Source organism: Syntrophorhabdaceae bacterium (genome assembly GCA_028698615.1).
Taxonomy (GTDB): Bacteria; Desulfobacterota; Syntrophorhabdia; order Syntrophorhabdales; family Syntrophorhabdaceae; genus Delta-02.
The window spans coordinates 16,594-38,738 of sequence record JAQVWF010000008.1; the positions used below are offsets into that span (position 1 = coordinate 16,594).

General features: G+C 54.9%; 21 protein-coding genes. 10 read left to right on the forward strand and 11 right to left on the reverse strand.

Features of this window, described 5'->3' with window-relative positions:
• Window positions 1-195 precede the first annotated feature (195 nt).
• Window positions 196-2,892, forward strand: a complete 2,697-nt coding sequence (locus PHC90_04740; protein MDD3845649.1) for a cation-translocating P-type ATPase — start codon at window positions 196-198, stop codon at window positions 2,890-2,892.
• Window positions 2,893-2,917: 25 nt separating this feature from the next.
• Entirely contained in the window at window positions 2,918-3,925 is a 1,008-nt protein-coding gene (locus PHC90_04745) for a hypothetical protein (GenBank protein ID MDD3845650.1), read from the forward strand.
• Between the two features lie 82 nt (window positions 3,926-4,007).
• On the opposite strand, the gene PHC90_04750 is transcribed toward PHC90_04745, so the two are convergent.
• Window positions 4,008-4,340: a hypothetical protein gene (locus PHC90_04750; GenBank protein ID MDD3845651.1), complete on the reverse strand. Its 333-nt coding sequence runs from the start codon at window positions 4,338-4,340 to the stop codon at window positions 4,008-4,010.
• 233 nt (window positions 4,341-4,573) lie between these two features.
• On the opposite strand from PHC90_04750, the gene PHC90_04755 reads away from it, so the two are divergent.
• From PHC90_04755 to polA, 4 genes are read left to right on the forward strand one after another with little or no spacing between them, the layout of a single operon-like run.
• A complete protein-coding gene (locus PHC90_04755; GenBank protein ID MDD3845652.1) occupies window positions 4,574-4,855 on the forward strand; it encodes a glutaredoxin family protein in 282 nt (93 codons plus the stop codon).
• Window positions 4,852-5,358, forward strand: coding sequence for a ferredoxin-thioredoxin reductase catalytic domain-containing protein (locus tag PHC90_04760; GenBank protein ID MDD3845653.1), 507 nt, complete (start codon window positions 4,852-4,854; stop codon window positions 5,356-5,358). Before PHC90_04755 ends, PHC90_04760 begins: the two co-directional genes overlap by 4 nt.
• Before the next feature lie 14 nt (window positions 5,359-5,372).
• On the forward strand, window positions 5,373-5,852 hold the full coding sequence (locus tag PHC90_04765; protein ID MDD3845654.1) for an Lrp/AsnC family transcriptional regulator: 480 nt from the start codon (window positions 5,373-5,375) through the stop codon (window positions 5,850-5,852).
• A gap of 21 nt (window positions 5,853-5,873) precedes the next feature.
• Window positions 5,874-8,420, forward strand: coding sequence for a DNA polymerase I (polA, locus tag PHC90_04770; GenBank protein MDD3845655.1), 2,547 nt, complete (start codon window positions 5,874-5,876; stop codon window positions 8,418-8,420).
• Here polA and PHC90_04775 read toward each other — a convergent pair.
• From PHC90_04775 to PHC90_04790, 4 genes are all read right to left on the reverse strand, one after another.
• Complete coding sequence (locus PHC90_04775; GenBank protein ID MDD3845656.1) at window positions 8,374-9,273, reverse strand: YihY/virulence factor BrkB family protein; 900 nt, start codon at window positions 9,271-9,273, stop codon at window positions 8,374-8,376. The two genes, polA and PHC90_04775, sit on opposite strands and share 47 nt — an antisense overlap.
• 130 nt (window positions 9,274-9,403) lie before the next feature.
• Window positions 9,404-10,378 carry an ABC transporter permease gene (locus PHC90_04780; protein MDD3845657.1) on the reverse strand — a complete coding sequence of 325 codons (975 nt, stop codon included), beginning with the start codon at window positions 10,376-10,378 and terminating at the stop codon, window positions 9,404-9,406.
• Window positions 10,359-11,999 (reverse strand): peptide-binding protein, encoded by a 1,641-nt coding sequence (locus PHC90_04785; GenBank protein MDD3845658.1) that lies wholly within the window; start codon window positions 11,997-11,999, stop codon window positions 10,359-10,361. Before PHC90_04785 ends, PHC90_04780 begins: the two co-directional genes overlap by 20 nt.
• Before the next feature lie 116 nt (window positions 12,000-12,115).
• The gene (locus tag PHC90_04790; GenBank protein MDD3845659.1) at window positions 12,116-12,853 is read right to left on the reverse strand and encodes an acyltransferase; all 738 of its coding nucleotides are present in this window, start codon (window positions 12,851-12,853) and stop codon (window positions 12,116-12,118) included.
• A gap of 161 nt (window positions 12,854-13,014) precedes the next feature.
• On the opposite strand from PHC90_04790, the gene PHC90_04795 reads away from it, so the two are divergent.
• Complete coding sequence (locus tag PHC90_04795) at window positions 13,015-13,956, forward strand: ketoacyl-ACP synthase III (GenBank protein MDD3845660.1); 942 nt, start codon at window positions 13,015-13,017, stop codon at window positions 13,954-13,956.
• A gap of 177 nt (window positions 13,957-14,133) precedes the next feature.
• Window positions 14,134-14,691: a nitroreductase family protein gene (locus PHC90_04800; GenBank protein ID MDD3845661.1), complete on the forward strand. Its 558-nt coding sequence runs from the start codon at window positions 14,134-14,136 to the stop codon at window positions 14,689-14,691.
• A gap of 77 nt (window positions 14,692-14,768) precedes the next feature.
• Here PHC90_04800 and PHC90_04805 read toward each other — a convergent pair whose 3' ends face one another.
• From PHC90_04805 to PHC90_04815, 3 genes are all read right to left on the reverse strand, one after another.
• Window positions 14,769-15,200, reverse strand: coding sequence for a metallopeptidase family protein (locus PHC90_04805; protein ID MDD3845662.1), 432 nt, complete (start codon window positions 15,198-15,200; stop codon window positions 14,769-14,771).
• A complete protein-coding gene (locus PHC90_04810; protein MDD3845663.1) occupies window positions 15,197-15,814 on the reverse strand; it encodes a CoA pyrophosphatase in 618 nt (205 codons plus the stop codon). The genes PHC90_04805 and PHC90_04810 overlap by 4 nt, the downstream gene beginning before the upstream one ends.
• 282 nt (window positions 15,815-16,096) lie before the next feature.
• Window positions 16,097-16,390 carry a hypothetical protein gene (locus PHC90_04815; GenBank protein MDD3845664.1) on the reverse strand — a complete coding sequence of 98 codons (294 nt, stop codon included), beginning with the start codon at window positions 16,388-16,390 and terminating at the stop codon, window positions 16,097-16,099.
• Window positions 16,391-16,687: 297 nt separating this feature from the next.
• Here PHC90_04815 and PHC90_04820 point away from each other — a divergent pair, with 297 nt between their 5' ends.
• Both PHC90_04820 and PHC90_04825 read left to right on the forward strand, forming a co-directional pair.
• On the forward strand, window positions 16,688-17,188 hold the full coding sequence (locus tag PHC90_04820; protein ID MDD3845665.1) for a NapC/NirT family cytochrome c: 501 nt from the start codon (window positions 16,688-16,690) through the stop codon (window positions 17,186-17,188).
• On the forward strand, window positions 17,181-18,458 hold the full coding sequence (locus PHC90_04825) for an ammonia-forming cytochrome c nitrite reductase subunit c552 (protein ID MDD3845666.1): 1,278 nt from the start codon (window positions 17,181-17,183) through the stop codon (window positions 18,456-18,458). The genes PHC90_04820 and PHC90_04825 overlap by 8 nt, the downstream gene beginning before the upstream one ends.
• Before the next feature lie 158 nt (window positions 18,459-18,616).
• Here PHC90_04825 and PHC90_04830 read toward each other — a convergent pair whose 3' ends face one another.
• The 3 genes from PHC90_04830 to PHC90_04840 form a co-directional block, all read right to left on the reverse strand.
• The gene (locus PHC90_04830) at window positions 18,617-19,075 is read right to left on the reverse strand and encodes an SH3 domain-containing protein (protein MDD3845667.1); all 459 of its coding nucleotides are present in this window, start codon (window positions 19,073-19,075) and stop codon (window positions 18,617-18,619) included.
• Window positions 19,076-19,266: 191 nt separating this feature from the next.
• Entirely contained in the window at window positions 19,267-19,569 is a 303-nt protein-coding gene (locus PHC90_04835) for a hypothetical protein (protein ID MDD3845668.1), read from the reverse strand.
• Between the two features lie 370 nt (window positions 19,570-19,939).
• On the reverse strand, window positions 19,940-22,090 hold the full coding sequence (locus PHC90_04840) for a LytS/YhcK type 5TM receptor domain-containing protein (protein ID MDD3845669.1): 2,151 nt from the start codon (window positions 22,088-22,090) through the stop codon (window positions 19,940-19,942).
• Window positions 22,091-22,145 lie beyond the last annotated feature (55 nt).

Here is a 22,145-nt window from a genome sequence, read left to right on the forward strand (position 1 = left end):
GAATTTTTACACTTCTTGCTTTATAATAACTGCGATTGTGAGGGAATGACCCGTATCGGGACCATGTCGGTGCTTCGGTCTGACGCAGGTCCTTGTGCCGGTCCGGCGATCCCGAATCCAGGTTTCTGCCGCGGCGATACCCGGCAGGTGTGATCTCGGGATTGCCGACCCATTTCGTCAAGAAGAGGGGAAACGATGAGCAAGGTGCATTATCACCAGGAAGAGATAGGGTCAACCTGCGAACACCTGGGAACCGGAATAGGCGGCCTGGGCGCCGCAGAGGCCGCAAAAAGGCTCACGCAGTACGGTCCCAACGAACTGAAGGAAAAGAAGAAAAAAACAGCCCTTCAAATGTTTCTCGACCAGTTCAAGGACTTCATGATCATTGTCCTGATGGCAGCCGCCGTGGTTTCCGGGTGTATTGGCGAACTGTCGGACACCATCGCCATCATCGTCATTGTCGTCATCAATGCCATTATCGGCTTCGTGCAGGAGTACCGGGCGGAGAAGGCGATGGAGGCACTGAAAAAAATGGCGGGGACCGAGGCAACCGTTATCAGGGATGGAACTGTATCCTCCGTTCCCGTTCCCGATATCGTTCCCGGTGACATGGTCATTCTCGAGGCGGGGAGGATCGTGCCTGCCGATATGAGAATCGTGGAGGCCGTGAATCTCAAGGTCGAGGAGGCGGCCCTCACCGGCGAGTCGGTCCCCGTAGACAAGGGCATCGAGGCGCTGCACGACAGGGATCTCGCCCTTGGGGAACGAAAGAACATGGCATACAAGGGCACCTTCACCACCTACGGACGGGGTTCAGGTGTCGTTACGGCAACGGGCATGGACACGGAGCTGGGCAAGATAGCCGCAATGCTGCAGGGAGAGAAGGACTCAAAGACTCCCCTTCAGAAAAGGCTTGCGGCCTTCGGACAGAAGCTTGGCTTTGCGGTTCTCGCCATATGCGCCATCGTGTTCGTAACCGGTATCGTGCGGGGAGAGCCGACGCTGCTGATGTTCCTAACCGCCATCTCACTTGCCGTTGCCGCCATCCCCGAAGCCCTTCCCGCGGTCATAACCATTTCTCTTGCGCTGGGAGCGAAAAAGCTCGTCAGGCAGAATGCCCTCATTCGAAAGCTCCCTGCCGTCGAAACCCTGGGGTCCGTAACCTATATCTGCTCCGACAAAACAGGGACACTCACCCAGAACAGGATGAGCGTTGAAGAGATATACATTGACGGAGAGCTGAGAAAAGGCAGTGAGGCACGAGGTGAAAAACGCGAGGAGGATGCCGGAGCCTCCCCGCCTTCGGTTCTTTACCATCTTATGACGGGCCTCGCCCTGTCCAATGATGCCAGGACCGATACGGAAGGCAGGCTGATCGGTGACCCCACCGAGACCGCCTTGTATGATATTGCGAGAGATTCCGGTTTTGACAAGGAAAACCTCCAGAACATTTTTCCGCGCATTGCCGAGATCCCCTTCGATTCGGACAGAAAATGCATGACCACTTTCCACACATTGCAGACCGGCGATGGCAGGCCCGGGATTGACGGCAAGATCATATCCTTTACCAAAGGGGCCCTGGACGTTCTCATCGACAGGGCTGTCAATGTTCTCACATCACGTGGGTTGGAAGCGATCGACGTCAATGAGATCAACAGGGTCAACGAGGCCATGGCCTCCGATGGCATGAGAATATTGTGTCTTTGCATGAGAAAATGGGAGACACTGCCGGAGCAGATCACCCCCGAGAATGTGGAAACGGGCCTTACCATCATAGGTCTCACGGGATTGATGGACCCTCCAAGGGAAGAGGCCAGAGAGGCGGTCTCAATGTGCAAGGCGGCAGGGATCAAACCGGTAATGATAACCGGTGACCACCCCCTGACGGCCCGGTCCATAGCCAGGCGGCTGGGCATACTTGAAGATGGCCCCGGGACCGTCGTAATAACCGGGAGAGAACTGGAACAGCTGCCGTTGGAGGAATTCGAGGAAAAGGTCGAACACATCAAGGTATACGCCAGGGTAGCCCCCGAACAAAAGCTGAAGATCGTCAAGGCCCTTCAGGACCGGGGACAGTTCGTTGCCATGACGGGAGACGGGGTCAATGACGCACCTGCCCTAAAAGCCGCCGACATCGGTGTTGCCATGGGAATCACCGGAACCGACGTCTCGAAGGAAGCGGCCCACATGATACTTCTCGATGACAACTTTGCCACCATCGTAAAGGCCGTCAAGGCGGGAAGGAAGGTCTTCGATAATATCCGGAAGTTCATAAAGTACACCATGACCAGCAATTCGGGCGAGATATGGACCATCTTTCTCGCACCCTTTCTGGGGCTCCCTATTCCGCTCCTGCCGATTCATATCCTCTGGATCAACCTTGTCACGGACGGGCTCCCCGGCCTTGCCCTGGCGGCGGAACCGGCCGAAGAGGGGATCATGCAAAGACCGCCGCGACACCCGAAGGAGAGTGTTTTCGCCCATGGCATGACTGCGCATATCATCTGGGTAGGACTTCTCATGGGGTTCGCCTCGATCTTCACACAGGCATGGTCCATCACGACAGGCCATGCTCACTGGCAGACCATGGTCTTTACGGTCCTTTGCCTCAGCCAGATGGGCCACGTCCTTGCCATAAGGTCGGAAACGGAATCCCTCTTCAGGCAGGGGCTTCTCTCAAATAAACCGCTCCTGGGCGCTATCCTGCTGACCTTTGTCCTGCAGATGGCAACGATCTACATACCCTTTCTGAACCCCATATTCAAGACCGAACCTCTGAGCTTCACTGAGCTGATGTTTACCCTCGTGCTGTCGTCCGTCGTGTTCATCGCCGTCGAGATAGAAAAAACGGTTCGCCGCTTCATGACGCGCCGTCAGGCATCACAGGGTTGATTTTCGGGAGGTCGCATTTTATAATGTGAACCGGAACGCGATGGAGACCATGCAGCAACCCACTACAGAGAGCGCCTATGTTTCCTACTTTGATGTGCTGGGATTCACCTCCCGGTTCCTGTCCGGCGAGCTCAAGAACCGGTATGAAAAGCTCATAACGGCACTCGATGAACGGGGTGACAAGGACGTAACCTATTTCCTTTTTTCCGACAGCATTGTCGTCATCTCGAAGTCCTTCGCCAAGGTCAGGGAAACGGCGCGCTCCATTTACACCTGGGGTGTCCTGAACGATTTCTGGCTTCGGGGGGCCATCGCCCACGGAGGCCTGACACGGCTCGACTTCTCAACCTTTGTTCACGGGAACAGGGTCATCCTTCCCTTCCTTGGCGAAGGCTATCTCAAAGCATACAAGCTCGAATCGACACTGAATATATCGGGCATCGCCCTCGATGACATCTTTTTCGAGCCAGGAAAAGAATGCGCGGCGTTGAAGAGAGAGATCGATTACGTGGAATACGAGGAGTATCTGCCCAAGCGCGGGTATGAGGACCGCAAGCTCCTGCTCCTGCCCGAGGAGGGATCGCTCAGGCAGATAGTGGACACCATGTATTTCGAAGAGATGCTGAAATCACACATCAACGATATCGACAAGTACATCAACACCTTCATCTTTTTCATCGAAACGCTCCTGAGGACGGCTGATCACGCAACGGTCGTCAAATTCCTCGACAGCCTGCTCAAGGAGCTTGAAATGCACGGCGGCCATGTGCTCATACCAAGCAAGGTGATCATCATCTTCGTGGCTGTTATCGAAGGCCTTATCAGGCGGTTCAGATCGGGTCTGTTCGACGACATTGCAGGCAATCCCCGCGAAAGGCTTGAAACCCACGTAGGGAACATACTCGGCAGCTTAAAGGCCCAGGGCTACCTCCCCACTTTCGTGGACTACGTCCTCGAGTACGACAAGAAACGCCACTCCACGGTCTACAAAGATATCAACAGGCTGCGGGCCGACTGGTCGGGATTCCACTGATCAGGAAGTCAGTTCCAGATTTCAGGGGAAAACAAAATACTCTGCCAGCAAGGTTCTTTTTGCCTTTGCCTGAAACCGTCTTCTATTGGCACATGAACGACTGGTTCGGGGCCAGATGGCAGGCCTTTCCCCGGGGGAAGACCTTTGTGAGATTGTAGTCCACCGTGCCGTTGGTATAATGACAGATCATGGTATTGCCCCGCACCGCGTTCTCCTTGATCGCCAGCGTGAAAGTGCTCCTGGCGGGAACCGCGTCCCAGCCGCTCACCGAACCGCCTGTCCTGATGCCGACTTCCACATTGACGGCCCGGGGACACGCATAGGGTTCGCCCGGCTTCGCGGGTTCGGCGGCAAATGAGGAGACAGCAACGAAACAGACAAAAAACATGATCGACAGAACAAAAACCCTTTTCATGGAACTCCTCCCTTTTTCTCTGACTGATGATAGTATATCATACCAATTTCCCTTTCGCCTTGCCGTCCTTCAGTGAGAAGTTGTCCTTCTTGAGGGCGTGGAATTCGGCGGGAACAGGTACTGTAAGGATACATCTTTGAAGAAAGCGGGAAAAGAAAAATCTATTTTTCGGCGGGGGCGCTGTGGTACCATAACAGCATATGGAATCGTGATGTACGAAAGGGGGACCGGATATGGCAATGACCCATGTGGACGGCAAGGACAAGGGATCTCTCGTCCTTTACACCCTGAGCACCTGTGTCTGGTGCAGAATGATGAAGAGCTTCCTTGCCAAAATGGATGTCGGCTATGACTACGTCGATGTCGATACGCTGGAAGATGAAGAGAAGGCGCGGGTCATCGATGACCTCAAGCGCTGGAATCCGAAATGTTCCTTTCCTTCGCTCGTCGTGAACGGTGAAACGTGCATCATCGGATTCAATGAAGACACCGCGAGGAAGGCCCTCGGGCTATGAACAAAGGTCCGGCGGAAAATTCAAGAGAGGTCGATCTCTATTACGAAGACCTCCTGGCCCGGACAAGGGCATCGGGATACCATCTTAATCCCGACACCGTCTTTGTGAAGGCCCTTGTTCATGGGCTTGTGACTAACCTCGAACGGTACGGCTACCCGGCGTGTCCCTGCAGGCTTGCCTCGGGGGAAAAAGAAGACGATCTTGATATCGTCTGTCCCTGCGATTACCGGGATGCCGATCTCGGCGAACATGGCTCATGTTTCTGCGCCCTCTACGTCTCGCAGGACATTCTCCGGGGAGACCTCCGGCTTTCATCCATTCCCGAAAGAAGGCCTGCGGAAGGCACCCGTGCCCGCGGCAATGAGTCCGCCGCGCAGTGGGCCCGGCCGTCTCTCCCCGTATGGAGATGCAGGGTGTGCGGTTACCTTTGCGCCAGGGAAAGACCGCCTGAAATATGTCCCATCTGCAAGGCCGCCGCCGAACGCTTCGAGCGTTTTCTCTGAAGGGGTATGCCCGAATGGACAAGGATTCCCTGAACGGAATGGATGTTATCGACAGGCGGATACTCAACATGCTTCAGGAAGAGTTCCCTCTCACGGAAAAGCCTTTTGACGACATAGGGGCAGAGATCGGCCTTGGCGGTGAGGAGATAAGGCAGCGGGTGGCGAGCCTCAAGCTCCGGGGCTACATACGACGGATCGGCCCGGTGCTCGATCCCAAACGGATGGGGTACGTAAGCCTTCTGTGCGGTGTCGCCGCCCCTCACGGGCGCCTCGAGGAACTCGCCCGGGCCGTGAGCGCGCAGCCGGCAGTCACCCACAACTACGAACGCACGGGAGAACTGGATCTCTGGTTCACCGTCACAATGAAGAACAAGGAAGACATCGAAAGGTTCCTCTCGACCCTCGAGGAGACCTTTTCGGTCACCATATACCGGTTCCCCGAAAGACGGACCTTCAAGATAAAGACCCGCTTTACCATACCGGTACCGGAATAATATTAAGACCAGGAAGGATACATGACTGAGAACACGACCCCCGGGACGCATAAACGCGTCTTTCTCGTTGATGGACATTCTTATCTTTATCGCGCATTCTATGCCACCCCTCACCTCTCCAATTCACGGGGAGTCCCGACAAACGCCGTCTATGCCTTCGTAAGCATGTTGAGAAAGCTCCGCAACAGTGAGAACCCCGACACCCTCATCGTTGTTTTTGACTCCCCGGGACCTTCCTTCAGGGAGGAGATCTCCAGGGAATACAAGGCCCAGCGCCCCGCTATGCCTGACAATCTCTCCCTCCAGGTGCCATTCGTAAAGAAGATCATCGATGCCATGGGATTGCCCGTCATCGAGAAGGAAGGCTTCGAAGCGGACGATATCATAGCCACCATCACGGAGCATTTAAAGGCACGCGATGATGTGATGACCTTCATCGTTACGGGCGACAAGGACATGATGCAGCTCGTGGGAGAAAAGGTCCGCATTCTGGATTCAATGAAGAACCTCCTCATCGGCGAGGGCGAGGTAATGGAAAAGTTCGGCGTGCCTCCCCGGAATGTCGTCGACTACCTTTCGCTGTGCGGCGACGCCTCCGACAATATCCCCGGCGTTCCCGGCATCGGCGAAAAGACGGCCCGTGAACTCGTCGCCTCTCTCGGATCCGTGGAGAACATCTACGACAGACTCGCTGAAATAAGGAAAAAGGCCGTCAGAGAAAGGCTTGTCTCGGGCAGGGAAAAGGCGGAAATGAGCAAGAAGCTTGCCACCCTTCGGTATGACGTACCCATCGAAACCGGCGTGGAAGACCTTTCCGAAAGGCCGCAGGACCTTGAGACACTCCGCAGGCTCTACAGGGAATTGGAGCTCACCTCTCTGTACCGCGAGATCCGCATTGAGGGAAAAGAGAAAAAGAAGGTGGGGGAAAAGACCCTCGCCGAATTAACAGCGGACCGGGTGTCCATCGCCGCCGCCTTTCAGGGAAAGAACGCCGGCACCATGGAACTCGAAGCCTTCGCCGCTTTCGACGGCGAAGGGGTCTTCTTTTCCGCGGACAAAGCCGATCTGGCCGCGGTCATCGGAAACGCGAAGGAGATCATCGCCCACAATCTCAAACCTTTCTTCGTGGTGGCAGGCGATCTCCTGAACGAAAAGAAGGTCTTCGACACCATGCTCGCCGCATACCTCGTAAACCCCCTGCGCAAGGACTTCACTCCCGGACCGATCCTGGAAGAATATCTCGATGCCGACATTTCCGCGATGGATACGGCATCCTCCCTTCGCGGCCTTGCCACATATCTTCCGGACCTTGCCGATGCCCTCCGCGCACAGCTCAACGAACTTGTGCTCTCGGATCTTTTTTTCGGGACGGAATTGCCCCTCGTCGGGGTGCTTGCCGACATGGAGAGGGCCGGCGTCAGGGTGGACAGGCGCAAGCTCGGAGAATTGTCCCGCGATTTCGACCGGCGTCTCACGGGAATCGTCAGGGAGATATACGTTCATTCCGATGGACCTTTCAACATCAATTCCCCGCAGCAGCTTTCCCGGGTGCTCTTCGATACCCTGGGGTTGCCCCCCGTCAGGAAAACAAAGACCGGGTTCTCAACGGATACCGCCGTCCTGGAGATACTCTCCGAGAACCATCCCCTTCCCGCGATGATCCTCGAGTACCGCATGCTGACAAAACTGAAGAACACCTACATCGACGTGCTGCCCACGCTCATCAACCCCCACACGGGGAGGATACACACGACCTTCAACCAGATGGTTGCGGCAACAGGAAGACTCTCCAGCAGCGATCCCAATCTCCAGAACATCCCCATTCGGGGCCAGGAGGGTCCCAGGATCCGTGAATCCTTCGTGCCCGAAGACGGATGCCTTCTTCTCTCTTCGGACTATTCCCAGATCGAGCTTCGCGTCCTGGCGCACCTGTCACGGGATGAGGAACTCATAGAGACCTTCCACAGGAATGAGGACATCCATTCCACTGTTGCCCAGGGCGTTTTCCGGGTGGGAGCCGGTCTGGTCACGCCCGACATGCGCCGCGCCGCAAAAGTCATCAATTTCGGCATCATCTACGGCATGAGCGCTTTCGGCCTCGCCAAGGAACTCGGCGTCAATCAGAGGGAGGCCCAGCAGTACATCAACAGTTATTTTGAGCGTCACAAGGCCGTGAGGGCCTTCATGGACAGCGTGATCGAAGAGGCCCGGACGAAGGGGTTCGTCAGGACGCTCCTGGGAAGGATGCGGTTCATACCGGAGCTGGGAAACTCAGATCCCATCGTTCGTCAGCTCGGTGAGCGGGTGGCAATGAACACCCCCATCCAGGGCTCAGCCGCGGACATCATCAAGATGGCCATGATCAACATCCACGGGGCCATACGGCGCAGAGGGCTGTCTTCACGGCTCATCCTGCAGATACATGATGAACTGCTCTGCGAAGTGACCGGCGATGAGGCCGGCGCAATGGAGGAACTCGTCAGGGAGGAAATGGAAAAGGTGATAGAACTCAGTGTTCCCCTCACTGTCTCCATCGGAATCGGGCATAGTTGGGCCGAGGCTCATTGACGGGAGGTTCCAGAGAAACCGCCAGCAGCTCCGCACACGTCACAAAAACAAAGACGGAAAAATAAACCCAGAAGAGAAAGGCGATGAAGACACCGTAGGTGCCGAAAAAGGTCGTGAACCGTCCTATATAGAGGACGAAATACTGGAAGAAATACTTGCCCCCATGCCACAGGACAGCCCCCAGAAAAGATGTGAGGATCAGTTTCTTCTTGTCCCTCACAGGGGTCAGGAAGTAGTAGAGAAAGCAGAACATCCCGGCAACGAGGAGCAGGTCGAGGACTGAGAAGACCTGCACGACGGAAGCCCGCGTGACCGCTCCGCCGAAGGCCTCCACCACCTTCACCTGAATGATCACGGAAAAAACGTAGCTGAAAAAGATGAGGGTCTGGATGAAGGCAAAGGCGAGGGTAAGGAGGAATTCCTCCTGTTTGCCCTTGATGAACCCCTTGCGAGTCTTGTCGAAGATCAGCTGGAAGGACGGGCGCAGCACGGCAAAAAGCCGGGATGTGAAAAAGAGGAGAAAAAGGAGCCCCAATGGACCGGAAAGCCTTTTCGACAGGGATATGACGTTTATCTCCCTGAGCACCTTCTTGACGATGATCGCATTATAGGGCGCCGGTATGGCCCGGGCGATATATTTTTCCATCTCGATGGCAGGATGGCTCACATCGATCACATAACCGAGGATAAAAAGAGAAAAGAGCGTAAAGGGTATGAAGGTGAGCAGGACATAGAACGATATGGAGGACACCATGATGTTGGCATGGTCCGCCTGGTATTTCTTGAAAACGTTCTTCACCGTGTGGGCAAGCTTTTTTGCCACGAGAGTCAGGCTCCTGAGGCGCTTCTTCATGGCGCACCGGAGAGAGGATGGGAAACGATAGGACCTATAGAACATATAGGACATCTGAAAGAACACTCTGGAAGAGATCTCATCATCAGCTCTGAAACCCTGCAACTTTGAAACTCTGAAACCGCCTTCTCTATCCTATCCTTATCCTCGGGTCTGCCACCGCATACGAGACATCGGCTATCAGGTTGCCGACGAGCGTCAGGAAAGCGCCAATAACGAGGATTCCCATGATGGTGGGGTAATCGCGGGCCATGACGCTGAAATAGAAAAGCTGACCCATGCCGGGAATGGAAAAGATGCTTTCGAATATGACACTGCCGCCAATGAGGCCTGGAACGGAAAGACCGAGGATGGTGATGACGGGCAGGAGCGCGTTGCGGAGAGCGTGCTTTCTGATGACCATGCTCCCGGGAAGTCCCTTGGCGTATGCCGTGGTGATATATTCCTGCCTCAGGACCTCGAGGAGACTGCTTTTCATGTACCGTGAGATACCTGCGAGACTGCCCACCGCCGAGATGCCCACGGGAAGCACCAGGTGCCAGCCAACATCAAAGATCTTCTCGAAGATATTCATCTCCCCGAAATCGTAGGACTTGATACCCGACACGGGAAAAACCTCCAGGTAGACACCGAAGAAGATCATCGCAAGGAGGGCCACCCAGAAAGTTGGCGCGGCGTATCCCGCGAACACGAAGGAGGTCAGGAGCTTGTCCATGATCGTATCCTTGTAGCGGGCGCAATAGATGCCGATAGGTATACCGAAAATGAAGATAAGCCCCATGGACAGGAGATTAATGAGGATGGTTACGGGCAATCTTTCCTTGATCTTATCGATGACAGGACGCCTGTCGGTGGCAAAGGATGTGCCGAAGTCGAGACGTACGATCCTTTTAAACCACGTCCAGTATTGGACATAGACTGGCTTATCGAGACCGTAGAATGCACGGATACGCTCACGAGCCTCCTTGGTGACCTTTGGGTTCATCTCTGCCTCAAGCATCCCCGGCTCCCCCGGCACGAGATGGATCACGGCAAAGGAGATAAGGGTGATCCCGAAGACCATGGGCACCATGAAAAAAAGGCGTTTAAGGAGATACCGCAGCATTCGACCTGTACCTCATCTGATCTTCCGGAACATACCACTTGATGAAATTATACATGATGCCCGCCGGAGCCGGCTCCACTGCCTTGAAACGCCGGTGGAGCGCCACCGTGCTGTATGGGACAAAAAGGAACGTGTAGGGCTGCTCTTCGGAGAGGACCTCCTGAAAACGGTCGAGATATTTCTTCCTCTCCCCGCGGTCAAGGACGTGGCGCGCGCTGACGAGCAGATCGTCGACCTCCTTGTTCTCGAAACCAATGAAGTTCAATTCCTTCGGTCCCTGTTTTGACGAATGCCAGATATCGAAAAGATCGGGGTCATTGGGTATCGTCCAGCCCAGGAGGACCGCCTCATAGTTCCTCTTGTCAATAAAATCGTTGATGAGCGTCGCCCACTCGAGGACACGGATCTTCATCGTAATGCCTATGGCGGACAACCTGCGCTGGATGAGCTCCGCACTCTGGATACGCACCACGTTCCCCTGATTGACGAGAATGGTAAACTCGAAGGGTCTTCCGTTCTTCCGGAGGACTCCGCCGTCATCGCGCTCGAATCCGGCCTCCTTGAGGAGCGCAATGGCCTTTTCCGGACTGTACTCGTATCTCTTCACGGCACCGTTGTATGCCCACATGTCGGGCTTGAAAGGGCCGGTCGCTTCAATTCCCTGGCCGAGGAGGATCCCGTCGATGATCTCCTGTTTGTCTATCGCGTGGGCCAGGGCCTGGCGGACCCTTTTGTCCCTGAACAGGCCGTGGCGAAGATTATAGCCAATGTACGTATAGGCAAAAGCGAGGTATTTATACCTGTTGAATTCCCTTTTGAACGCGGGGTAATCGGTCTGCTTGACATATTGCAGGGGCGTCAGGCCCATGAGGTCGATGGAGTTGTTCTTGAGTTCAAGGAACATGGTAGCGCTGTCGGGGATGATCTTCATCATGTACCGTCCGATAAAGGGCCTTCCCTCGAAGTAGTCCGGGTTGGCGGTAAGGATTACGCGGTCGCCGGGAACCCACTCGGTGAAGACGAAAGGCCCGGTACCTACGGGCTTTCGCCTGAGAGGCGAGGTGGTGATATCCTTCCCTTCCAGGAGATGCCTGGGCAGCATCGCCACGGACCAGCTGATGAGGGCAGGAGCAAAGGGTTTGTCATAGGTGACCCTGAAGGTATGGTCATCGAGGACCTCGGCCTTCCTGACGAGTTTGAAATCACCGGAATAGGCTGTGGGGGTTTTGGGATCGACCGTCACCTGGTATGTATACATGACATCGCGGGCCGAAAATTGGCTGCCATCGTGCCATTTGACGCCCTTTCGCAGCCTGAAGGTTATGGACAGGTTGTCTTTCGAGATGTCCCAGGATTCGGCGAGGTCCCCAACGATGTTCAGACCCTTGTCATACTTGACGAGACCGTTGTAGACATAGGAAGCGATCTCGTGAGACGATGAATCGCTGGCCAGGATGGGAATCAGGTTCGAGGGTTCCCCTATCGAGCCTGTTATTATCATGTCCCCGCAGGCGGGTTTCCCCTGGGCGTCGTAGAGCGTCGCGTCCTTTTTTCTTCCGCAGGAAAGAAAGAGACAGAGGCAGACGAAGCAGATGAGGATCAGGGTCTTCTTGTTCACCATGGGCACGATCGAAGCTAATTCTAACAGAGACCCCCTTCAAAGTAAAGGGAGCGGAGGTCATCACGACCTCGGGCGGATAACGAAATAGCGAGCATCCGGGCAACCGGGGGCGGAGTCTATTCGTCCTGGAAGACACCGTCCTTGAGCCACAGGTGGCAGAGGTCCCTGCCATGACGATCTTCGCTCCGGCGTTTTCGCAGGGGTTGCGCCGGCCTCCCTCCCACCATCATGGAGGTCCCCACGTCCCGGGTGACTGTGGACCCGGCCCCCACTATGGCCTCATCTCCTATGAGAACCCCGGGAAGGATGATGGATGCAGTATATACGACCACATAATTGCCTATGGCAACCTTTTTGTAGGAGCGTTGTCTGTGGTCCGACTCGCTGTGGGAATGGGTAAAGATGTGTACGTTCTCGGCAAGCCCCGAACTGTTCCCGATGGTGATGCCGCCCTTCGAATCGAGATAAACGCCGCGATTGAAAAACACGTCGTCACCCACCTCGATGCCCTGGCCGTAATTAAAACGCACATTTTCCTCAGCGATGAAATTCTTCCCGCATTTCCTGAAGAGGGCCTTTGCGATAATGCGTCTCAAGGGAATTGAAAACCCGGCATTGAGACAAACGGGGCTTTTATCGAGGGCATCCCAGAGAAAATGGAGGAAACGCTGACTTTGCGTATAACCGTAATCATCGACCGCAGGAAGAAATTCGCTGTAAAGCCTCAATTCGCTTAGGGTCTCAAGGGGAAAACCGGTGACCCCCATGAGCCCGAGAATCTCCCCGGCGCCTTTTTCATCAAGCCCTCCGGCGACTATTTTCGCTGCCCTTTCGAGCCTTTCCGCACTACCCATGGACCGACCGTCTCCTGAATTACTTGAAAACATTCAGAGAATCCTATATAACATCAGAAGGGCTGTCAACGGGAAAGTGATATTCGTGCCCCGACCGCGCACCTAACACGTAAAATCTGCTGTGAACGCCCCGTACAAATGAAGATTGGAGCTTAGTTCATATGTATATAAATGCAATTTCACATTATTTGCCGAGCACGACAGTCGGCAACGAACACTACACCGAGCTTAACGGGCTCACCGACGAGTGGATATTCAAAAGGTCGGGTATCCGGCAAAGGACAAGGGCCACAGACGCCGAGAACGCCCACACCATGGCCATTGATGCCATAACGCCCCTTGTCGGCAAGCTTCCCTATCAGATCGCAGATGTCGATCTTATCGTGGGAGCGACATATACGCCCTACGATACGGTGGGTACCCTTGCTCATGCCATGCAGGGACATTTCAATATACCACGGGCCGTGGCCGTTACGATCACCTCGGCATGCTCCTCTTTTGTGAATGCCATCGAGATCGTCGAGGGATATTTCGCCACAGGAAAAGCGACGAAGGCCCTCGTCATCGCTTCGGAACACAATTTCGCATACATAGAGGACGACGACCGGTCGGGCCACCTCTGGGGGGACGGCGCCGGCTGTGCCTTCATTTCCGCCGGGCGATGCTCCCCCGATGACATCGAGGTCGTCGACGTTCACACCTCGGGTCTCGGCCACATCGGCAAAGGAATCGGGGCGGTAAACCTGAGACCCTCCAACGGAGGCCTTACCATGCCCCATGGGCGGGACGTCTTTGTCCACGCCTGCAACTTTATGGCGGCAGAAGCGCGGGACATAACGGAAAAGAACGCGTATTCTCTCGGGGACATCGACTACCTCATCCCTCATCAGGCAAATGCCAGGATCATGGGCCACGTTGCAAAGGCCCTCGGGCTGGACAATTCCAGGGTGATCTCGAATATAGAGGACACAGGCAATACAGGCTGTGCGAGCACCGTCATCTGTCTTTCGCAGAACTGGGAAAGATTCATAAAGAACGACCTCATCGTGATAACGGTCTTCGGCGGAGGCTACTCAAGCGGCGCGATGCTGCTCAGGAAATAGAAGCGGTTCCAGGCTTCACGTTTCAGGTTCAAAAGATTATGATAAGACCTCTTTGGGTCCGATCATGCAGACGAGAGATAACGGCTGCCCCACGATCTTTGCATGAGACCTGAAACCTGAGCTCTGGAACCTTTTCTGTATTGACACCGCGGCGACTCTCGTCGCATAATGGATAATATGGATCTTTTGAAGGCTATACAGGAAAGACGGAGTGTCAGAAAATACAGGACCGACCCGGTGCCCGATGAGATACTGGGAGAGATCCTGGAGGCCGCACGGCGGTCGCCTTCCTGGGCAAACACGCAGGTATGCCGCTTCATCGTCGTGAGCGACAGCGCAGTCAAGGAAGGGCTTCAGGATTGCCTTGGGCCGACAAACCCTGCCCGGGCCGCCATTATCCAGGCGCCCGTCGTCATCTGTGTTGCTGCGAAAAAAGGTGTTTCAGGCTGTTACAGGGGGACGCCCACGACGAACAAAGGGGATTGGTTCATGTTCGACGCTGGCATCGCAATGGAGCACATCGTTCTCGCCGCATGGAATTTCGGCCTCGGCACCGTCCATGTGGGCAGCTTCGATGCGAAACAAGCTGAAGCCGTCCTCAAGATCCCCGAAGGATACTGCATCGCCGAGATGGCTCCCATGGGCTATTTCGATGAGACTCCCCGTGAAACGCCGCGTAAACCTCTTGCGGAGATAGTCTTCCTTAACACCTTCGGCGAACCCTACTTCAGGTAACCCTTCCAGGTTTCAAGTTTCAGGCAAACACCCAACGGGACTCGAGATCGTCTTTCCCCTGAAACCCGAAACCGTCCCTACCCGTATCCCAATTCCGCCAGGCGTTCTTCCGTCATGCCAATGTAGTGGGCTACCTCGTGAACTACAGTCACCTCGATCTCTTCTTCCAGTTCTTCGCGGGTTTCGCAGATGTCCTCGAGGGGCTCCTGAAAGAGGTAGATCATGTCGGGGTAGAGGGGAGGCGTCGTCGCCGAACGTGCGATGAGGGGGACACCCTGAAAAAACCCCAGGGGAGCGTCATCGGGGTATATCTCCATCTCCTGCATCATTTGCCGTGACGGGCGTTTTTTTACGGTGACGACAATGTTGTCCAGGTACTTACGGATCTCATGGGGTATCCTGTTCACGGCGTGCGCGACAATACGGTCAAATTCGTCTTCACTCAGTCTAACGGGCATCTGCTGCTTCCCCTGCGAGAGATCCGGCACGACATCCTCACCCGCGGTCACCTTGTCCCCTGAACGCCCGGATCCGGTCTGGTTCGAAGGCCTTCGAGAATTGCGACGAACTCGCTCAGGATGATCGCCGTCGCCCCCCACACCTTGTGTCCATAGACATCGAAATAGGGGATGTGCCTCATAGTCCCTCCTATCAACCAGTCCTCGGACCCGATGTTCTTTTCGTCAAAGAAATGGGAGATGGGCGTCTCAAGGACCTCGAAGACCTCGATGGCCTGAGGAACAAAGAACGGCCGCTGGGCCTGATAGCCCACAAAGGGATGAACATGAAAATTACTCGGTTCTATGTACAGTGGTGTCAACGCCCCCATGATACGCACATCGTCACTGCAAACCCCCAGTTCCTCACAGGCCTCGCGAAGAGCGGTGTGGGTCAGTGAGGCGTCCTGGGGCTCGCAGGCCCCTCCGGGGAAACTGACCTGTCCCTTGTGAACCGCCACATTCTCTGTACGGACCGTAAGGGGGATTAGAAGCTCACCCTGATTCCCGGGATAGAGCAGCAGGAGAACGGCTCCCGTGAAAGGCGGACCTTTGCCGGCGGGCGGCACGAACTCCCGATGCGACGGCGACATGCGCCGCTGGGCTTCATACCCCGGCAGGGTCATTCCCAACGCCTTTTCTATTTCGTCCGGTGTGAATCTATCCCTGATGATGCCCTCTCAAAACTGCGGAAATTGACCATAGTATAGTTCTCCCGGAAAAGCTTGTCCACAAGAGCCACCCATCTGTCCGAGGAGCCTTCCGCATATTCACGGCATTCAGACGGAACCCCCTGCGCATCCGTGAAGAACATTTCTCTCTTTTGCCAGGTTTGAATGAACCGTGACAGGCATCGTGTTTCACCTGTCACCTTTCGGCCTTTCCGACCCGACGCATCGGGTCCAGGTCTATAAGACCCCGATGCCCATGCCGACCACGCCGGGTCCGGAATCGTAGGCCTCGGTCATCGACCTTGAGTCGTCTTCTATCTCGTTCTCGAGGCGCAGTGTCATCTTCTTTATTTCACCGACGATCCTGATCCCCGTCTTAAATGGGTCCTTGGCTGAGCCGATCTGTCTTGTCGCCATCTCTTCAAGCGCCTGCAAGGCCATCATGAAGCTCTTATCCACAGCAGAACTCCTGGCCCTTGGCGTCTTCTTACGGGTGACCTTGCTTTTCCCCTTCGGTTTTACTGCTGCCATACAACACCTCCTGGGTAAATTAGACGTCTAATCACCTCAACAAAAGGACCGCGCGCTTACGCACCGTTACCCGCTCACAATCCAGAAGACAGTCCATATCTCAATTATATTGCTAATACTCGGTTCGTCAAGGACAAGAAAGGTTTCAGGTTCCGTGTTTCAGGTTTCAGACAAACAATAAAAATTCGCGGGTGCTTTTTGTGTTTCCCCTGGAACCTGAAACGGTCTTTTTGATTGACGGGGATACCCCTCCATACTAAACTGTTTTTATTGGACATAGCAGATCAAGGAAAACAGATGCCTCCCCGAAAAGACAGCGAGAGGGCCGACTTTGATGCCGTCATAAAGAGACATGTCTGGAGACTCATCGGCATAGGGACCTGTCTCGGGGCCGTCATTATGGTCGCCATCTTTTCGGGTTATCATTTTGGAGGGATCTCCTACTTTTGCGGCTCATGCCACAGCATGGAAAACAATTACTTCGCCTGGAAGGCTTCCAGACACAAGCAGTTCGCCTGCATAGAGTGCCACGTACCCCGCGGCAGCCTCGCCTACTCCGTGGCCTACAAGGCTTATGCGGGCATCCGTGACGTGGCGGGAGAAACCATGAGAACATACCCTTTCACCATCAAGCTCACGGGTCACGCACGAACGATAGCAAACGCCAACTGCCTGAGGTGTCATTTTTCCACCGTCGAGAGCACGCCCATGGCAAAGGGCGCGGTCGACTGCATGAAGTGTCACAGGTTTCTCGTCCACGGACGGCCCATGGAACAGGGAGGAGTTGGATTTGAATAGGGGATCGATTGCAGCTATTGTGATCGCCGCCGTCCTCATCCTTGTGGGAGTGGCAACGGTACGTTCCTTCTTTCTGAAACCCTCGGACACGTCAGAGGTAAGAGCCATCCCCGAAGGGGAATACGATCCTGCCGTCTGGGGCCGTCATTACCCCCTCCAGTTTGGGAGTTTTCAGAGGAACCTGGAGATGTCCGCATCTCCCACTGATTTCGGCGGTTCCGTGAAATTCCAGCACTCCCTCAGGCAGCCCGAGATACTCATGAACTTCAAAGGCATGGCCTTCGGCAAGGATTACACGGAAGACCGCGGACATCCCTATGCCCTCACCGACCTCAAGGAGTCCAAACGGATCACCCTCCAGAGTCCGGGAGCCTGCATGACCTGCAAATCGGCCCATATCATCGATATCTATAAGAACTCGGGACAGGCCTACGCGAAGAAACCCCTGGGAGAGTTGTTCGCGAAGATGAAACACGCCATCACCTGTGCGAATTGCCATAATCCAGCCACCATGGAACTGCGCGTTGTCAATCCGGCTTTTATCGAGGCCATGCAGAGAAAGGGCATCGACGTCACGAAGGCACCCAGAGAAGAGATGCGCAGCTACGTCTGCGGCCAGTGCCACAGCGAATATTATTTCGAACCCGAAACATCTCGCGTGATCTTCCCCTGGGGCAAAGGGCTTCATCCAGAGCAGGTCTATGCGTTCTACAGCGGAAAGCCGGGCGGCTTTGAAGGCGACTGGGTCCATCCCGATTCACAGACGACGATGCTGAAGGCCCAGCATCCCGAGTTCGAGATATTCTCCGGCGGCACTCATGCCAGGGCCGGCATATCCTGCGCTGATTGCCACATGCCCTACATGCGGGAGAAAGGAAGAAAATACAGCTCCCATTGGGTGACAAGTCCTATGCAACACGCCGATGCGTCCTGCCAGCGATGCCATCCCCAGGAGACAAAATGGCTTCTTGACCGGGTGAAGGCAACACAGAAGAGCGTATGGGAACTGCAGCACACGGCGGGCACGGCGATCTCAAAGACCCACGAGGCCCTCGCAAGGGCCATTGCCTCCAAAGAAGTGAACAAGGGGGACCTGGACAAGGCAAAAGAAGATCTGAGAAAAGCTCAGTGGTACTGGGATTTTGTCGCCGCCGAAAACAGCATGGGTTTTCACAACCCCGCCCTCTGCCTCAACATCCTCGGTCAATCCATCGACCTTGCCCACAAGGCCAGGGAATCTGCCGTCCGAGCAACCGGGACTGCCCCATGATCCTTGCACGAAGATCGTAACCTGTACACCGACCGTACCGATCTGCTCCTTGCCCTTACCTCTTACGTCCACGTGACCTTTCTCGTCCGCGCTGGTTCATGCGCTGCACCCACATAAATGTCGGCCAGATCCTGCCCATTTCCGGAAGAAATTAATGATCACCTTATCCAGACGAGGTCTTTTCTTATCCATCCTGTATCGCCCCATTCGTCCCGGAGTTTCAGCCACCCTTTTTTTGAGGAAATGACCCTGTAGGTATAGTACTTGCGGGCCGGGCTTTCCTTGACGGTCGAGAAGCGCGTTCCCGGTCCCCTGCGTACCCGTGCGCTCTCCACACTCACGACGGCGCACCGGTACTTGCCGGTTACCAGGCTCTTATGAATCCAGTACGTGTCCCCGTCGCTATCCCTGACGGCATACCACAGTTTGTTCGTAGACTGCCCGACCTTATCGAGCGGCATGTACATATAGACCTGCCACGCCACTTCATGGTTCTTTCCGGGGCCCGACCTCAGGTTGGCTTTCGATACCTTCACACACAGCGCCGTCGCGGACGATGCGAAAAGAAGAAATACCAGAATGATGGCGCCGGGCACCATGATGGATCTTGTCTTCATAAGCAAACCCTCCCGGTGTTTTTCGGCTTTGCGGCTTCCTTATGCTACCTCTCCGGGAAGGGTACGTCGGTAAAGCAGTTTACAGCAAATGAGATTTTGAGGCGATCGATGACCTGCGGGAATCGGGCAGGAGCCTTACCCCGATAGACGCGTGTTCTTCAAACTCGCCGTTTTGCCCGCCCTTCAGCGTCCTAGTACGGATAGACGTATACCTGGTGAGGGGGGGGATAGTAATAATATACCCGTGGCGGCGGGGGGGGAGGAGGAGGCACCACGTAAACCGGGCCGGGCCTGGACAATGCGCTTCCCACAATGGTTCCGGCGATGAATCCGCCGGCCATTCCCATGAGGCCGTATCCGGCGCCGTAATGATAGCCGCGGGAATAATGATGATGGGGCCTGCGATGATACCTGCCACGGGCATCACTGATGACAGGCACGAGGGTCACCATGAGAACTGCAAAAGCAAGAACGATCAAGAATGTTTTTTTCATAACCCCTCCGACGGTCCATATTCGTAAAGCTTTTGGTTATTGGTTACGTAGCAAGAACAATACCGCCGCGAAGCCGTTCATCAACTATCCGGCATCACAGGACTTTCTACCTTGTCATCAATGAAGATGGAGAATTCGGAGGGCAAGATATGTCGATATTGGGCGGAAGACCCGACAATAGCGTCGAATGGTTCAGGCGCAGGTTATAGCTGAAGCGCGATCACTGCTATGAATCGGTTCCCGAAAGTGCTTGATAATATCAAGACCTATTTGATTATACCGACCACCATAAGGAAATATTTGCTCCACCTACCCCCGGATAGAATCTATAAATTGGAGAACTGATCACTACGGGTAGAAACAAAGCAAATTATAACCTTGTTGCTTTAAAACTAAACCCCTTCTCTCTGAACAGTCTAAGGCATGCGTCAACCGCATCGGCATCATAGAGGATGCCCTTGCTCTTCTCTATCTCTTCGAGACCTGCATCGATACCAAGGCCGGGCCTGTAGGGACGGTGGGATGCCATGGCCTCAACAACATCGGTCACGCTGATGATCCGGGATTCGAGAAGGATCTGCCCACCCTTTAATCCCCGGGGGTAGCCTGAACCGTCCATCCTTTCATGGTGCTGAAGAACGATCTCGGCTATGGGATGCGGTAATTCCGTATTTTTGATTATGTCGTATCCCGATTGGGGATGGGCCTTGATGAGGCTGAATTCTATGTCTGTTAATTTACCGGGTTTGCTTAAGATCTCGGCGGGTATCGATATCTTGCCTATGTCATGGATGATGCCTGCCATACGGATGGTATCGACGGTATCATTCGGAAGTCCCATCTCCTGGGCGATCACTCGCGCAAGGTTTGATACCCTTATCTGGTGGCCCGAAGTATAGGGGTCCCGTGCCTCGACCGTTAAGGACATTGCGTGAATGGTCCCCACCAGGCTCTTTCTTAACTTCTCCATGGTCCGTTTCAGCTCTTCTTCGGCGAGTTTGCGGGAGGTGATGTCGCGACAAATGCTCATCATCGCCGGCTGGCCATCCCAGGTGATCCGTTGCGCGCTCACATCGATCTGAATGAGCGAACCGTCTTTGCGCTGATGCACGGTTTCAAACGTGAGGTGACCCTGATCCATCAACCGGGCTATCCGGTCCGGCGCGTGCGAAGCTTCCCCCGGTGAGTCCACCTGATCGACCGTCATGGACATCAGCTCCTCATAGGTGTAGCCAAGCTGTTCACAGGCCAGCGGGTTGACTGCCAGTATCCGTGCTCGTGTGTCGTGTATGAAGATCGCGTCACCGGCACTGTCAAACAAGAGTCGGTGCTTTTCCTCGCTATTCAGAAGCGACCTCTCAACGATGTCTCTCTGGATAACCAGGGCGACGGTGCTGCTGAGCCCATCCAGTATTGCGTCTTCCGGGGAAGATATCGGGTGTTTAGCGAAGAGGGACAGAACCCCGAGCGTCCTTCCGCCGGGAACACGCAGCTGGTATCCCACGAAGGACACGAGTCCGAGTTCCCGTGCCCATTCGCGGTCGTGAACCCGAGGATCATTCTGCACGTCGTTTGTGAGGAACTTATGATCATCGTCCGATGCGACGCGTCCGATCTTGTAGCAACCGAAGGGAACGCGGCGGTGAATCTTGCCGTCTGTATGTGTGTAACGGCCCGAACTCGCCAGCAAATGCAGACACCGGTCACGATAACGACAGATATGCGGCCCCTCATGCACGTCCGCATGGACGCAGCCCTTTTCGCACAGATCACCTGGCTGAATCAGCCAGATTCTACTGAAATCGGCGCCGAAGAGACTGACAATGCTGTCAGTTACAGCCCTGAGCTTTTCTTCAAGCGCAGCCGGCGCAAGAAGCGATTGTTGGAGAAGGTTGACACCCTGCTGCCACGATAGCAATTTATTGCGTTCATCCTCCGCCTGTTCGCGGCGCAGCCGGTTGGCCATCAATGTTCCCAGCAAAGCGGTTCCCAGTGGATAGATCACCAGGACCGGCAGGCTGATGTTTGAAAGCACCCGCAGAGCTGTATCCATGGGCAGCGTGAACATTGTGGCCAACATAGCCAAATGAATCACCATGCCAAAAAGGTAGAGTTCGCCCCAGGAAATCTCGGCCAGGGACCGGCGGCGAAAGTACCGCCAGGCGATTCCAGTCAATCCTGACACAAGGATCACGGCAACACCCGTCCATATACCTGTCCCTCCAAGATAGAAACGAAAAGCTGCTGTCATCGCCATCGTTATCACGGCGGGAAATGACCCGAAGAAAAGTCCGGATATACCGATCAGCACCGAACGTGTATCAAACACGATTCCAGGCTTGAATGTCCAGGGTGTTAGCATGATGATGATGCCTATGGCACCGAGAGCGAGACCGACAATCACCTGCTTAAACAACGTTTGGCCTGCGTGCCACTTGGTCGCGGCCGCATCAAAGATGAAAGCCACTGCCAGCAACAGCGCGGCATTTTGAACCAGTCCGAGGAAGGATGAATCATTCATATTATATCTTTGCAATAACCTCCTCTGGCTTCCAACTCTTCGTACAGGATGTTTG

Bases quoted from the DNA above. Each gene is read 5' to 3' on its own strand.
- PHC90_04755 (MDD3845652.1), top strand. From the start codon at position 4,574: ATGGCAATGACCCATGTGGACGGCAAGGACAAGGGATCTCTCGTCCTT.
- PHC90_04785 (MDD3845658.1), bottom strand. From the start codon at position 11,999: ATGGTGAACAAGAAGACCCTGATCCTCATCTGCTTCGTCTGCCTCTGT.
- PHC90_04765 (MDD3845654.1), top strand. From the start codon at position 5,373: ATGGACAAGGATTCCCTGAACGGAATGGATGTTATCGACAGGCGGATA.
- PHC90_04740 (MDD3845649.1), top strand. From the start codon at position 196: ATGAGCAAGGTGCATTATCACCAGGAAGAGATAGGGTCAACCTGCGAA.
- PHC90_04840 (MDD3845669.1), bottom strand. From the start codon at position 22,090: ATGAATGATTCATCCTTCCTCGGACTGGTTCAAAATGCCGCGCTGTTG.
- PHC90_04780 (MDD3845657.1), bottom strand. From the start codon at position 10,378: ATGCTGCGGTATCTCCTTAAACGCCTTTTTTTCATGGTGCCCATGGTC.
- PHC90_04835 (MDD3845668.1), bottom strand. From the start codon at position 19,569: ATGAAAAAAACATTCTTGATCGTTCTTGCTTTTGCAGTTCTCATGGTG.
- PHC90_04810 (MDD3845663.1), bottom strand. From the start codon at position 15,814: ATGACCCTGCCGGGGTATGAAGCCCAGCGGCGCATGTCGCCGTCGCAT.
- PHC90_04830 (MDD3845667.1), bottom strand. From the start codon at position 19,075: ATGAAGACAAGATCCATCATGGTGCCCGGCGCCATCATTCTGGTATTT.
- PHC90_04775 (MDD3845656.1), bottom strand. From the start codon at position 9,273: ATGAAGAAGCGCCTCAGGAGCCTGACTCTCGTGGCAAAAAAGCTTGCC.
- PHC90_04760 (MDD3845653.1), top strand. From the start codon at position 4,852: ATGAACAAAGGTCCGGCGGAAAATTCAAGAGAGGTCGATCTCTATTAC.
- PHC90_04790 (MDD3845659.1), bottom strand. From the start codon at position 12,853: ATGGGTAGTGCGGAAAGGCTCGAAAGGGCAGCGAAAATAGTCGCCGGA.
- PHC90_04815 (MDD3845664.1), bottom strand. From the start codon at position 16,390: ATGGCAGCAGTAAAACCGAAGGGGAAAAGCAAGGTCACCCGTAAGAAG.
- PHC90_04820 (MDD3845665.1), top strand. From the start codon at position 16,688: ATGCCTCCCCGAAAAGACAGCGAGAGGGCCGACTTTGATGCCGTCATA.
- PHC90_04795 (MDD3845660.1), top strand. From the start codon at position 13,015: ATGTATATAAATGCAATTTCACATTATTTGCCGAGCACGACAGTCGGC.
- PHC90_04750 (MDD3845651.1), bottom strand. From the start codon at position 4,340: ATGAAAAGGGTTTTTGTTCTGTCGATCATGTTTTTTGTCTGTTTCGTT.
- polA (MDD3845655.1), top strand. From the start codon at position 5,874: ATGACTGAGAACACGACCCCCGGGACGCATAAACGCGTCTTTCTCGTT.
- PHC90_04800 (MDD3845661.1), top strand. From the start codon at position 14,134: ATGGATCTTTTGAAGGCTATACAGGAAAGACGGAGTGTCAGAAAATAC.